Below are 13531 nucleotides of genomic sequence, written 5' to 3' on the forward strand. Positions count from 1 at the left end.
AGCGCCCCGGCAAGGGCAAGGCCGCGCTAGAGGTTCGGCCCCGGCACCAGCGGGCTGCCGTCCGAGAAACGCCCGGCGCGGAAGCGCGTCAGGTCGTGCCCCGGATCACCCCCCGTCGCCAGCGCGGCGGCGATGCGTCCGAACGCGGGGCCGATGCCGAAGCCATGGCCGCACATGCCGGTGGCCACCGTCAGGCCGGGCAGGGCGGTGACGCGGTCCACCACGGGCACCACATCGGGCAGCACGTCGATCATGCCCGCCCATGCCGTGCGGGCCTCTACCTTGCTCGCCTCTGGAAAGCTGTCGGCAAAGGCCGCGCAGGTGGCGCGGACCTTCTTCGTGTTCGGCGCAGGGTTCAGGATGCGCATCCGCTCGAACGGGGTTTCGGTGTCCTCGGACCAGCGGCGCGGCGTGGTCCAGGCGTCCGGGTAGCCCTGCGGCGCGGCGATGTGAAACGCGGTGTCGAAGCTGCCCGCCCGCAACAGTGGCAGATATTTCGGCAGCGCCCGCACCGCATCGGGGCCGATGTAGAGTTCCGACGAGGTCGACGGCGCGAGGGTATAGCCCCCATCGGCGCGGGGCCGAAAGGCAAGGCGGCTGTCGACCCCCGCCGTGCCAGTGACCTGCGGCAGCGGGCCGGTTTCCATCGCGGTCGAGCGCACGGAAAGCTGCGGGATCGACACGCCGTGACGGCGCAGGAACAGCGCCGACCACGCCCCGGCGGCAAGGATGACCTCGGTGCAGGCGATGCGGCCCCGTTCGGTGTGCACGCCGGTGATCCGACCGCCTTCGATATCGAGCGCGCGGGTGGCGCAGCCTTCGATGATCCTCGCGCCCGCGCTCGCGGCCAGCCGCGCAAGTTCCGGCACCGCGACCCAAGGTTCGGCCTTCAGGTCGGTGGGTGTGTGCAGCGCGCCTACCCAGGTCGTCGCGGCTCCGGGGAACAGGCGGGCGGTGTCGGTCGCATCGTGCAGGGTGCTCGACACGCCCAGCGGGGCTGCGTCCTTCAGCCATGCCGCATAGCGGTCCATCCCGCTCGCGTCCGAGGCCAGATAGGTGACGCCCATTTGCCGTAGACCCAGCCTGCCGCCGCACTCCTTGTCCAGCTCTTGCCAAAGCCGCTGCGCCTCGAGCGCAATCGGAATTTCCGCAAGGTCGCGCCCCTGCACGCGAATCCAGCCCCAATTGCGGCTCGATTGCTCGGCGGCGATCCGGCCCTTTTCCAGGAGCGTCACCCGCATGCCTGCGCGCGCCAGCCACAGTGCCGCACAGACGCCGATCACGCCGCCGCCGATCACCACGACGTCCGATGCGGCGGGCAGGTCAGCGCCATGTTCCGGCGGTGCCTCAAGCGTGAAGGGAAAGCTCATGTCTGCGATGGGTCCGCCAGCCGCGCCACCAGCCGCTGCATGAACGCCTCGCCCTCGGCGAACTGGTCGAGCGAGATGAACTCGTCGGGCTGGTGCGCCTGGGCGATGTCGCCGGGGCCGCAGACCACGGCCGAATAGCCGCCGTCCTGGAACTGGCCGCCTTCAGTGGCGTAGCTGACGACTTCCGAGCCGTTGGCGCCGGTCAGGTCGCGCACGAAGCGTTCGGCGGGGCCTTCGGTTTCGGGTTGCAGGCCGGGGACGGTGAACATGTCCTCCAGCACGATCCGCGCCTTGGGGTGGATCGCCTGCATCTCGGCCTCGACCTCGCCGACCTTGGCGCGGAACCGCGCTTTCCAGTCCTCGGGCGACTCGCCGGGCACGCAGCGCCACGTGATGCCGAAATGGCAATCCTTGGCGGTGATGTTGTGGGCGGTGCCGCCTTCGATCGTGCCGACATGCACCGTGGTCCACGGCGGATCGAACATCGCGGCCAGCGAGGACGGCGTGCGCGCGCGGTTCTCGGCGTTCATCGCGGTGGCCCATTCGATCAGCTTGGCCGCCTCCATGATCGCGTTGACGCCGGTGTGCATGATCGACGAATGCACCTCGTGCCCGATGACGTGCACGCGGTAGCCGGTGCCGCCTTTGTGGCCGGTGACGATCTTCATCATCGACGGCTCGCCTATGATCGCCAGCTCGGCCTTGGGCACCGTGCCTGCCATCGCGCGGATCAGCGGCGGCGCGCCGATGCAGCCGATTTCCTCGTCGCGGGACAGGGCAAGCTGCAGCGGGCGGGATACGCCCGTTCGCGCGGCGTGAACGACGGCCCAGATGGCGAGCGCGTCGAATCCCTTCATGTCGCAGGTGCCGCGCCCGTAAAGCCGTCCGTCCCGTTCGGTCACGGTGAAGGGATCGCTGGACCAGTCCTGACCGTCGACGGGCACCACATCGGTGTGCCCCGACAGGATCACGCCGCCGTCCACATCGGGGCCGATGTGGGCGAACAGCCCTGCCTTCATGCCGTCCGCGCTGTAGTCGCGGTGGCAGGTGATGCCGAACTGGCCGAGATATTCCTCGACCCAGTCGATGAGCGGAAGGTTGCTGTCCCGGCTGACTGTCGGGAAAGACACGAGTTTTTCAAGGAGCGCGCGGGCGCTCAGGGGGTCTGGCATGAGGTGGGTCCGTTGGCTGGATAGCGCGACGGTGATCCGCCGACTGCCCAAGGTCAAGGCCCGGCGCCTTCGGTTTCGCCAGCGCAGCGGGACGCAACGTCCGCGCGGGGGCAGGACGGCTTTATGGGTTGTGGGGAAAAAGTTTCATGTTAGCGTCTTGATCAACCGGGTCCTGTTCACAGCAGAGGCCGGGAACAACGATACAAGACGGGGAGAGTCCCATATGCCCGACGGGGCCGCGCCGATCCTCGACGTGCGGGATCTGAAGACCGTGTTCCATACGCGGTCGGGGGAAGTGCACGCAGTCAACGATGTCAGTTTCGACCTGCGCCCCGGCGAGTTGCTGGGCGTGGTGGGCGAATCCGGCTCTGGCAAGTCGGTGACGATGATGTCGCTGATCGGCCTTCTGCCGACGCCGCCCGCAGATGTGCGCGGCGGAACCGTGATGTTCGGCGGCGACGATCTGCTGCGGATCGACGCGAACCGCCTGCGGGCCATTCGCGGCGCACGGATCGGCTTCGTGTTCCAGGATCCGATGACCTCGCTGAACCCGGTCTACACCGTCGGCTTCCAGATCATGGAGCCGCTGCGCAAGCACATGGGCCTTGGCAAGACCGCCGCCCGCAACCGCGCGGTGGAACTGCTGGAGCTGGTAGGCATCCCCGGTGCGCGGCAGCGTCTTTCGGATTATCCGCACCAGTTTTCAGGCGGGATGCGGCAGCGGGTGATGATCGCCATCGCGCTGGCCTGCGATCCGCAGGTCCTGATCGCGGACGAGCCGACCACGGCGCTCGATGTGACGATCCAGGCGCAGATTCTCGAACTGGTAAAGGACCTGCGGCAGAAGCTGGGCATGGCGATCGTCTGGATCACCCATGATCTGGGCGTGATCGCGGGCATCGCCGACCGTGTGATGGTGATGTATGGCGGGCAGGTCGTGGAACAGGCCCCGGTCAAGGAGCTGTTCCGCAACGCCCAGCATCCCTATACCCGCGCGCTGCTCAAGACGGTGCCCAGTGTGCGCGGCGAACGCGCGCCCAAGCTGAACGTGATCGAGGGCCAGCCGCCGATCCTGACCGCGGCGCCGTCGGCCTGTCCGTTCCGGTTCCGCTGCGCCCACCGGTTCGAGCGTTGCGACCGCGAGAACCCGCCACGCTTTGATGTCGGCCAGGGCCATGACGCGGCCTGTTTCTGGGACCCCGAGACGAACGGAGCCCGACATGCTTGACGACAGGCTTGAGGGCGCGCCGCGCAAGAAGGCGCTTGTCGAGGTGCGCGGCCTGAAGATGTATTTCCCGATCCATACGGGGCTCTTGCGCCGCAAGACGGGGGACATCAAGGCGGTTGACGATGTGACTTTTGATATCGTCGAGGGGGAAACCCTTGGCCTTGTGGGAGAATCCGGTTGCGGAAAGTCCACATGCGGGCGCGCCGTGCTGCGTCTCTACGAGGTGACGGACGGCTCGGTGCGGGTCGACGGGCACGAGATCGCGCATCTTGGGCCGAACACCCTGCGCCGGATGCGCCCGACCATGCAGATGGTGTTCCAAGACCCGCAGGCATCGCTCAACCCGCGCATGACGCTGGCCTCCATCATTGGTGAGCCGCTGCGCGAACACACCCGTCTGACCAAGCCAGAGCAGCTTGAGCGCGTGTATGAGTTGATGGACCAGGTCGGCCTCAACCGCGATTTCGCCAACCGCTATCCACATGAATTCTCTGGCGGGCAGCGCCAGCGCATCGGCATCGCCCGGGCGCTTGCCCTGAACCCCAAGTTCATCGTCTGCGACGAACCGATCGCGGCGCTCGACGTGTCGATCCAGGCGCAGGTGGTGAACCTGCTGGAAGAATTGCAGGACCGCCTTGGCCTGACCTACCTGTTCATCAGCCACGATCTGTCGATGGTGCGGCACATCGCCGACCGCGTGGCGGTGATGTACCTGGGCAAGATCGTGGAACTCGCGTCGCGCGATGACCTCTACGGCGATCCCAAGCATCCCTATACACGCGCGCTTCTGTCGGCGGTGCCCGAGCCCGACCCGCGAGAGGAATCGCGCATTCAGCGCATCGTGCTGCAAGGCGACGTGCCCAGCCCGGCGAACCCGCCGACGGGCTGCAATTTCTGCACCCGATGCCCCGATGTCATGGACATCTGCCGCAAAGTCGATCCCGAATACCGAGAGATCGCGCCGGGCCACTTTACGGCCTGCCATCTCTACTGCGAGACAACGACAATGCCCGCCGAGCCAACGGCGGCGAAAGAGGCTTTCGAGCCAATCCAACAAGGAGAGTGACATGAAAACGAAACACGCGCTGATGGGCGCGGTTGCCACGGTTGCCCTTGCCACGTCCGCGTTCGGCGCTGCCCATGAGGGCGAGCGCGGCCGCGACGGCGAGGTTCGCATCCTCTACTGGCAGGCGCCCTCGATCATGACGCCGTACCTGTCGGGCGGCACCAAGGACATCGAGGCGGCCTCGCTCGTGATCGAGCCGCTGGCCCGCTACGACACCGAAGGCAACCTGACGCCCTGGCTGGCGACCGAGATCCCGACCGTCGCAAATGGCGGCGTGTCCGAGGACCTGACCCAGATCACCTGGAAGCTGCAAGAGGGCCTTCTGTGGTCCGATGGCACCCCGGTGACCTCGGAAGACGTCAAGTTCACCTGGGAATACTGCACCAACCCCGATGGCGGCTGCGCGCAGCTGACCAAGTTCGGCGGCGTGACCGCAGTCGACACCCCCGATGAGCTGACCGTCGTGGTGACCTTCGACGGCCCGACGCCGTTCCCCTACGGTCCCTTCGTGGGCGGCCAGTCGCCGATCATCCAGAAGGCCCAGTTCGCCGATTGCGTCGGCGCGCAAGCGTCCAGCTGCACCGAAGAGAACTTCAACCCGATCGGCACCGGACCCTTCGTCGTCACCGACTTCCGTCCGAACGACGTGATCACGCTTGAGGCGAACCCGAACTATCGCGATCCGTCCAAGCCCGCGTTCCAGACCGTGACCTTCAAGGGCGGCGGCGATGCTGCGGCCGCAGGCCGCGCCGTGATGGAAACCGGCGAATACGACTACGCGTGGAACCTGCAGCTTGCGCCCGACGTCATCGCGCAGATGCAGTCGGGTGGCATGGGCGTTCCGGTGGCAGGCTTCGGCCCGCTGATGGAGCGGATCATGCTCAACAACACCAACCCCGACCCGAGCCTCGGCCCGGACGAGCGGTCGGTGATCCGCCCGCACCCGTTCCTGGGCGATCCGGCGGTCTACAAGGCGCTGTCGATGGCCATCGACCGCGAACTTCTGGTCGAAGTCGGCTACGGCGAAGCAGGCCGCGTGACCTGCGACTGGGTGCCCGCACCCGCCGTCTACGCCACCGGTGACCTCAGCTGCGCCAACTTCGACATGGAAGCGGCCAAGGCGATGCTGGAAGAGGCGGGCTATGTCGACAGCGATGGCGACGGTGTCCGCGAGACGCCCGATGGCATGCCGATGTCGATCCTCTACCAGACCTCGACCAACGCCGTGCGCCAGGATTTCCAGGCGCTGATCAAGCAGTGGTGGAACGAGCTTGGCCTTGAGGTCGAGCTGCGCAACATCGACTCGTCGGTGTTCTTCGGCGGGGACCCCGGTTCGCCGGACACCTTCCAGAAGTTCTATGCAGACGTCGAGATGTACGCCAACACCTTCGACGGCACCGATCCGCAGGCCTATCTGGGCAACGGTCTGTGCGACAAGGCTCCGCGTCCGGCGACCCAGTGGCAGGGCGAGAACATCTCGCGCTTCTGCTCGGAAGAGTTCGACGCGCTGCATGCAGAGCTGACCAAGACCGCGGATATTGACGAGCGTGCGCGCATCGCCAAGGAACTGAACGCGATGGCGGTCAACGAAGGCAGCATGATCCCGCTGGTGCACCGCGGCCGTCTGTCCGCGCACTCCAACTCGCTGGGCGGCGTTGCGCTCAACGTGTGGGACAGCGAGCTGTGGAACGTGGCCGACTGGCACCGCATCGCAGAGTGATCCAAGCCGGCAGGGCGCGCATGTCGCGCCCTGCCACCTTTTTTATGCAGACTGATGAACCGAGACGCCGATGCTGACATTCGCCATCCGACGCCTTCTGATTTCCATCCCGACGCTTCTGTTCATAAGTCTGGTGATCTTCCTTCTGCTTGAACTCGCGCCCGGCGATCCGATGGCGCAGGTGCCGCTGACGGTGCCGGACGAAGTCAAGCAGAAGATGCGCCTTGCGCTCGGCCTGGGAGAGCCGGTGCCGGTCCGCTTCGTCAAATGGATGTACCAGTTCTTCGTCGTCGAGCCGTCGGTGTTCATCGACTGGCTGTTCGGCACCTCGCTGTCCGAAGGCCAGCAGCGCGTCATTTCCTGGCAGACCCGCTCGCCGGTGATGGACATCGTCGTCCAGCGTATGCCGCAGACCCTGTGGGTTGTTGGCCTTGCCTATGTCGTCGGGGTGCTGATCGCGCTGCCCATCGGCATCATCTCGGCCTACAAGCAGTATTCGATCTTCGATCAGGCGGGCACCTTCGTGTCGATGATCGGCTTTTCGGTGCCGCCGTTCTTCACCGGCGTCCTGGTGATCGTGATCTTCTCGATCCAGCTGGGCTGGCTGCCGTCGATCTATGACACCACCCATGTGGTGAACGACTGGGACAGCTTTGTCGTGCAATTCAAGCAGATGATCATGCCGGTGATGGTGCTTGCCTTGCAGACCACGGCGCAGATCAGCCGATTCATGCGCGCCTCGATGCTGGACAACCTGAACCAGGACTACGTCCGCACCGCGCGGGCCAAAGGACTGTCGGAAAGCGTCGTCGTCATGGTCCACGTCGTGCGCAATTCGATGATCCCGGTCGTCACCGTCATCGCGCTGGGTGTGCCGGCGATCTTTGGCGGCGCCATCATCACCGAGCAGATCTTCAAGGTGAACGGCATCGGCCAGCTTCTGATCACCGCCATTCAGGCGAACGATCTGCCGATGGTTCAGACGATTACCTTCATCTTCGCCGTGCTCATCGTCGTCTTCAACCTGATCGCCGACGTGCTTTACGGCATCCTCGACCCCCGGATCCGCTATGACTGACCCCGCCGCCAACGCCCCCGCCGAAGCCCTCGTGACCGCCAGGCCGCCGCGCAACCAGTGGCTTGACGTCTGGGACCAGTTCAAGACGCACCGCGGCGCGCTGTTCGGGCTGGCGTTCTTCGTGTTCATCATCCTGATGGTCACGGTCGGCCCACTCTTGTGGACCTATGACGCGACCTTCATCGACATTCGCGCCCGCAACCAGGGACCAAGCCTTGCGCACCCGATGGGCACCGACCAGCTTGGCCGGGACATGTTCGCCCGGATGATGGCCGGCGGGCGCGTTTCGGTCGCGGTGGGCCTGACGGCGATGGCGCTGGCGCTGATGCTGGGCACGTTCGTCGGCGTCGTCGCCGGGTTCTTCCGCAAGTTCGACGGCCCGCTGATGCGGCTGACCGATCTGTTCCTCGCGCTTCCCTTGCTGCCGCTTCTGCTGGTCGGCGTGCTGTTGTTCCGTGAACGGCTGAACGGGCTGTTCGGGCCAGAGCTTGGTATCTTCATCCTGATCGTGACCGGCATCGGCATCACGTCCTGGATGCCCACGGCGCGGATCGTGCGCGGCGACGTCCTGGCGCTGAAGGAACGCGAGTTCGTGCTGGCCGCCCGGTCCATCGGCACTCCGCCCCGAAGGCTGATCTCGCGGCACATCCTGCCGAACATCCTGTCGCCGATCATGGTGTCCGCGACATTGGGCATCGCTACCGCGATCATCACCGAATCCGCGCTGTCGTTCCTTGGCCTCGGCTTTCCGCCGGACTTTCCGACCTGGGGGCGGCTGTTGTTCGATGCGACGGATTACCTGCAGCAGTATCCGGGCCGGGTGATCTGGCCGGGGCTGGCGATTTCCTTCACCGTGCTGTCGGTCAACTTCATCGGCGACGGTCTGCGCGACGCGCTCGACCCGCGCATCCGGGGACGCTGACCCCCGAATAAGGACATCTAAGCGAACAGGCGGCGCCTTTGTGGGCCGCCTGTTCGCTGTTTGAAGGGCGCGAAAGAACATACGTTCCGGGTATCCCGGCATTGCGGGCCACTTTCCCGCACGATGTCCCTGAGACATATTCAGATATTCTTGATATGGCCGCCGGATTGCGCAATTTGCGGGATACTTTCCCACGGAGGCTGCCATGTTCGCCGATTTCGGATTCGAGACCCTCACCGCGCCGCAGGCGGCCATCTGGTTCGGCCTTGCCATCGGCCTTGCCTTTGGTGCCCTGGCCGAGGTCACGCGCTTCTGTTTCCGTCGCGCCGTCGCGGGCCCCGCGTCCGAGCGGCGTTCTGCCGCCGGTGTCTGGCTGACCGCGCTGGCCGTGGCGATCGTCGGCACGCAAGGCGCCGTCGCTGTGGGCCTGATCTCGTTCGCGGATCACCGCTTCATGGCGTCCGATCTGCCCTGGGCGGCCATCGTCACGGGCGGTGTGCTGTTCGGCGCAGGCATGGTGCTGACGCGCGGCTGCATCTCGCGGCTGACGGTGCTGTCAGGTACCGGCAACCTGCGCGCGTTGACCGTGATGCTGGTCTTCGCCATCGCGGCCCATGCCACCCTGAAGGGGGTCTTTGCACCGCTGCGCACGGCGCTGGGGTCGATCACCGTGCCCCTCGGCGACGCGGTGTCGCTGGCCGCGCTTCCGGGCGGGGCGCTGCTGGCGACGATCGTACTGGCCGCGCTGGCGCTGGCCTTTGCCGCCCGCAGCGGCGCGCGCCCGGTGCATCTGGCGCTGGCGGCTGTGATCGGGCTTCTGGTGCCGCTGGCCTGGGTCGGCACGGGATACGTGCTGTTCGACGACTTTGACCCCATCGCGATGGAAAGCCTGTCGTTCACCTCTCCCTCGGCTGAAACCCTGTTCTGGGGTGTCGCGTCGACGTCGATCGGGGCCACCTTTGGCGTCGGGCTGATCGGCGGCACCATCGCAGGCGCCTCGGTGCTGGCTCTGATTGCAGGCCGGTTCCGCTGGCAGAGCTTCTCGTCTCCTGCCGAGACGGGCCGCTATCTTGCAGGCGGCGCGCTCATGGGCGTCGGCGGCGTGCTGGCCGGGGGCTGCACCGTGGGCGCGGGCCTGTCGGGCGTGCCGACCCTGTCGGTGGCCGCGATCCTGGCGATCCTGTCGATTGCAGCGGGGGGCGTCGCCGCCGACCGCGCGCTGTCGCGCCGAGCCTCGCCGCGCGGGGTCGCCGTTCCGGCGGAATGATCCTCAGGCGGGAGCGCCTATTCCATCTTGCGGCGGATGCGGCGCACCATGCCCCAGACCAGAAGCACGACCAGCGGCGTCGCGATCGCCGTCAGGAGGCCCTTTGACAGCCCCAAAGGCTCGGCAAACGGACCGGCGGCGTAGATCACCAGGTTCAGCGCGTAATAGCTGATCGCCACCGTCGACAGGCCTTCGACCGTCTTCTGCAACCGCAGTTGCAGGTCGGCGCGCTGGTCCATCGACGCCAGAAGCTGCTGGTTCTGCGCCGAGCGTTCCACGTCGACCCGGGTGCGCAGCAACTCGCCCGCCCGGATCGCGCGTTCCGACATCGCCTTGAGCCGGTCCTCGGTGGATTTCACGGTGCGCATCGCAGGGTCGAACCGGCGCATCATGAACTCGGCAAAGGTCTGCCGCCCCTCGAAGCGCTCCTCGCGCATCACGCCGATGCGCTGGTTCACGATGGCCTCGTAGGCGCCGGTCGCGCCGAAGCGAAAGGCGGTCTTCGCCAGAAGCGATTCCAGTTCCGCCGAGATTTCCAGCAGCGCCTTGAGCGTCGCGTCGGGCTGGCTGACGGTGCCGGTCATGTCTTCCATCAGGGTGTTCAACTGGCTGTCGAGCTGTCCCATCTTGGGCGTGAGTGTCCGTGCCCGGCTGAGCCCGAGCATCGACATGGTCTTGTAGGTCTCGATCTCGCAGATGCGCTGCACGATCCGCCCCACCCGGCGCGGGCCGGTGTCGGGACGCACGAACACGGCAAAGCGCATGTGCCCGCCGGCATCGATGCGGAAATCGCCCGCCATCGCGGCGGTGTCGTCCAGCACGCGGCTGACCGCCAGGCTTTCGGGCACGAACCAGTCGTCCAGCTTGCGCCGAATCTCGTCGTCATCCGGCATCGGCTCGACCCGGATAAAGGCCGAGGTGATGCGCACGCCGGGCGCATCCGCCAGCCAGTCCTCGGGAAACACGGTATAGGACGCCTTGTCGAAAGGACGCTCGGCGACGCCGTTCACGAACACCGTGTAGGTCACGAATTCGGTGTGCTGTTCCCATTTCAGCTGGTGCTGGCCAAGCTGTCCGAAATGATGCGTCGCCCCCGGCTTGGGGTGCGGGCCGCCGAACCGGTCGAGCAGCGCCAGAAGATGCGCGCGGTCGGCATCGCGGTCGCGGCTGGCGGCATCGTGCGGTTGCTTGATCGCCAGGTAGACGGCATGACACGGCGCCTCGAGCGACGGGAAGGGCCGCGCGTGCAGTTCGTTCGCCAGCTCGTAGCGCAACGGGTGGTCTTGGATTGGGCTCATGCCGCGCCTCCGCAGGATGCACGGAACCTAGCCGTTTCGCACCCGCTGTAAACAGAATAATTCAAGAAAATCCGTGACTTAGATGTATACTTTCGTGCACCATGCCCATTCGCGCCCGATTTCAAGGGTTTGCCTGTCACGTCCAGTGCACGGCCTCGCCGCCCGGCAGAGCGTGACGGGCGCGCAGCGGCAGGTCATAGGCAAGCCGTTCCTTGTCGCAGAACGACCGCACCCAGGCGTCGTCCATGGTGATGAAATCCAGCACCGCGATGAGGAAGTCTGCGTCACCTGCGCGCGCACGCAAGTCGTCCTCGCTTGCGCCCGAGGCACCCAGGAACACCGGCAGCAGGTCATCCTCGCCCGCCAGCCATTCCAGCGCCCGCAGCGCCACGATCTCTGCTTGTTCCGGTTTCATCGCTCTGCCTGTGCCTCATCCCTGAATTGGAAAGATGTTGTTAACTGATTGCGCCTACCCTGAGCCCAACCCGAAAGATTTGTCACGAATTGCGACGTCCCATGCCCGGCTCCATTCTCATCCTCGATGGCGTGTCGACCAACCGGATCATCCTTACGGTAAAGCTGTCGTCGGCGCGATACCGGGTGATGCAGGCCGCGAGTGTGCAGCAGGCGCTGGGCCTCGCACTCACGCGGGCGCCCGACCTGATCCTTGTCGATCATGGAATCGAGGGCGGCGGGGCCGAAGCGTGTCAGCGGCTGCGGCGCGTGCCTGCGCTGCGGCAGACCCCGATCATCGTGGCCGCGCCCGCAATCGGCGCGGACCTGCGGCTAGCCTGCTTCGAGGCGGGGGCGGATGCGATGATCGAAAAGCCGATGAACGAGACGCTGCTTCTGGCGCGGATCCGCAACCTTCTGCGCCGGTCCGCCGCCCGGTTCGATCTGACCGGGCGCCCCGGTGCGCGGATGGCCCTCGGGCTTGCGGACCCCGGCGCGACGTTCCGTCGGGCCTGCCGCGTCGCGCTGGTGAACAATGCGCCGCAGACCGCCGCCGCCCTGGTGCGCGAGTTCGAGGTGCAGGGCCACCGTGCCCAAGTCTTCGCGCGCGCGGATGTCGAGATGCTGTTCGCTCAACGGCCCTTCGATGCCATCCTGGTCGACCTCGGCATTGGCGAAGGTCCGGCGACGCTGCGCCTGCTGACCGATCTGCAATCGCGCAGCGAAACCCGGCAGGCGGCGCATCTGTGCGTCATCGACGATAAGGACGACGCCAGCGCGGTGCTGGCGCTGGACCTTGGCACGCACGATCTGATCCGCACGCCTCCGGCGCCGCCCCGCCGCGAACTGGCGATCCGGATCGGCAGGCAACTGGCGTTCAAGGTCGAGCGTGAGAGGCTGGTGGCCGAACTTGATGCCGGTATCCGGCTGTCGGTGACGGACCCCCTCACAGGGCTCTACAACCGCCGCTATGCGATGTGCGAACTGGCCAGGGTCGTCGAGGGCTGCACGCCAGAAGCGGGCTTTGGCGTGATGGTCGTCGATGTTGACCGGTTCAAGTCGGTGAATGACCGTTTCGGCCATGCCGCAGGCGACGCGGTCCTGCGCGAGATCGCGTCGCGCATGCGCCGCGTGCTGCGCCGGGGCGACACGCTGGCCCGGATCGGAGGCGAGGAATTCGTCGCGATCCTGCCCACCATCGCGCAGGACGCCGCCGGGCGTCTTGCCGACCGCATGCGCCGCGCGGTGTCAGATCGTCCTGTCACCCTGCCCGGTGAACTGGGCGAGGTGGCGATCACGGTCAGCATCGGCCTGTCCCTTGGCGGCGGAGCGAACGCTCCTGTCCCGGCAGAGGCGCACCTCGACTCGGCTGACCGGGCGTTGTTCGCGGCCAAGGGGGCAGGGCGCAACACCGTGACGCTGGGACCGCTCAGCGCGGCCTAGCGGTCGATTGCAGGCCCGGCTTCGGGTCTTTCGTCCGGCCCTCGCCTGCCTCCGCGTGAAAGGCGGTCTTCCAGCCGGGCGGCATAGGCCTGCCGCGCGGCATCGTCCATCGCGTCGATCCGTTCCAGCAGCAGGTCGTGTCCGAGGGTCAGGCGCTCGAACAGCTTGGCGTCCTGCGCGGCGATGATGTCGCGCACGACGGCAGGGTCATAGGGATCGGCCCGCAGCGCCGCCAGCAGCGTCTCGAACTGGTCGCGCAGGGCGCTGCGGTTTTCGCGGAACGCGCCGGCCTCGCGCCGGAACGCCTGCAAGACGATCATCCGGTCCTCGCGCGACAGCGCATCGGCAAACGGGCCAAGCCCGACCGCCGAAGGGCGCGGACCACGCTCGTCGCGGTCATGGCGCAGAACGGCTCCGCCGACGATGCCTGCGACGGCCAGGTTAACGGCCAGCGACAGGACCAGCGCGATGCGCATCCAGCGCGGGGCCTTGGAGGGTGCTGTGTCGGTCATGG

Annotated in this window: 12 protein-coding genes; 7 read left to right on the forward strand and 5 right to left on the reverse strand. The window is 66.6% G+C overall.

Translation table 11 applies throughout. From position 1 onward, the window contains the following. Positions 1-26: 26 nt before the first annotated feature. Positions 27-1370, reverse strand: coding sequence for an NAD(P)/FAD-dependent oxidoreductase (locus KTJ87_RS03230; RefSeq protein ID WP_267137623.1), 1344 nt, complete (start codon positions 1368-1370; stop codon positions 27-29). After that, complete coding sequence (gene argE / locus KTJ87_RS03235) at positions 1367-2542, reverse strand: acetylornithine deacetylase (protein WP_267137624.1); 1176 nt, start codon at positions 2540-2542, stop codon at positions 1367-1369. The genes KTJ87_RS03230 and argE overlap by 4 nt, the downstream gene beginning before the upstream one ends. A gap of 223 nt (positions 2543-2765) precedes the next feature. On the opposite strand from argE, the gene KTJ87_RS03240 reads away from it, so the two are divergent. From KTJ87_RS03240 to KTJ87_RS03265, 6 genes are all read left to right on the forward strand, one after another. Further along, a complete protein-coding gene (locus tag KTJ87_RS03240; RefSeq protein ID WP_267137625.1) occupies positions 2766-3770 on the forward strand; it encodes an ABC transporter ATP-binding protein in 1005 nt (334 codons plus the stop codon). Beyond that, on the forward strand, positions 3763-4836 hold the full coding sequence (locus tag KTJ87_RS03245; protein ID WP_323371604.1) for an ABC transporter ATP-binding protein: 1074 nt from the start codon (positions 3763-3765) through the stop codon (positions 4834-4836). The genes KTJ87_RS03240 and KTJ87_RS03245 overlap by 8 nt, the downstream gene beginning before the upstream one ends. A 1-nt stretch (position 4837) precedes the next feature. Further along, on the forward strand, positions 4838-6556 hold the full coding sequence (locus KTJ87_RS03250; protein WP_267137626.1) for a peptide ABC transporter substrate-binding protein: 1719 nt from the start codon (positions 4838-4840) through the stop codon (positions 6554-6556). Between the two features lie 70 nt (positions 6557-6626). Beyond that, entirely contained in the window at positions 6627-7634 is a 1008-nt protein-coding gene (locus KTJ87_RS03255; RefSeq protein ID WP_267137627.1) for an ABC transporter permease, read from the forward strand. Next, positions 7627-8556, forward strand: coding sequence for an ABC transporter permease (locus tag KTJ87_RS03260; protein WP_267137628.1), 930 nt, complete (start codon positions 7627-7629; stop codon positions 8554-8556). Before KTJ87_RS03255 ends, KTJ87_RS03260 begins: the two co-directional genes overlap by 8 nt. A 205-nt stretch (positions 8557-8761) precedes the next feature. Then, positions 8762-9823, forward strand: a complete 1062-nt coding sequence (locus KTJ87_RS03265; RefSeq protein WP_267137629.1) for a YeeE/YedE family protein — start codon at positions 8762-8764, stop codon at positions 9821-9823. Between the two features lie 17 nt (positions 9824-9840). On the opposite strand, the gene KTJ87_RS03270 is transcribed toward KTJ87_RS03265, so the two are convergent. Continuing rightward, positions 9841-11121, reverse strand: a complete 1281-nt coding sequence (locus KTJ87_RS03270) for a DUF3422 family protein (protein WP_267137630.1) — start codon at positions 11119-11121, stop codon at positions 9841-9843. A gap of 136 nt (positions 11122-11257) precedes the next feature. Further along, on the reverse strand, positions 11258-11536 hold the full coding sequence (locus KTJ87_RS03275; RefSeq protein WP_267137631.1) for a DUF3572 domain-containing protein: 279 nt from the start codon (positions 11534-11536) through the stop codon (positions 11258-11260). Between the two features lie 101 nt (positions 11537-11637). Here KTJ87_RS03275 and KTJ87_RS03280 point away from each other — a divergent pair, with 101 nt between their 5' ends. After that, a complete protein-coding gene (locus KTJ87_RS03280; protein WP_267137632.1) occupies positions 11638-13017 on the forward strand; it encodes a diguanylate cyclase in 1380 nt (459 codons plus the stop codon). Here KTJ87_RS03280 and KTJ87_RS03285 read toward each other — a convergent pair. After that, a complete protein-coding gene (locus KTJ87_RS03285; protein WP_267137633.1) occupies positions 13014-13529 on the reverse strand; it encodes a periplasmic heavy metal sensor in 516 nt (171 codons plus the stop codon). The genes KTJ87_RS03280 and KTJ87_RS03285 overlap by 4 nt on opposite strands. Positions 13530-13531: the final 2 nt, after the last annotated feature.

The sequence above is a fragment of the Anianabacter salinae genome, from assembly GCF_019061145.1.
In the GTDB taxonomy this organism is placed as follows: domain Bacteria; phylum Pseudomonadota; class Alphaproteobacteria; order Rhodobacterales; family Rhodobacteraceae; genus Anianibacter; species Anianibacter salinarum.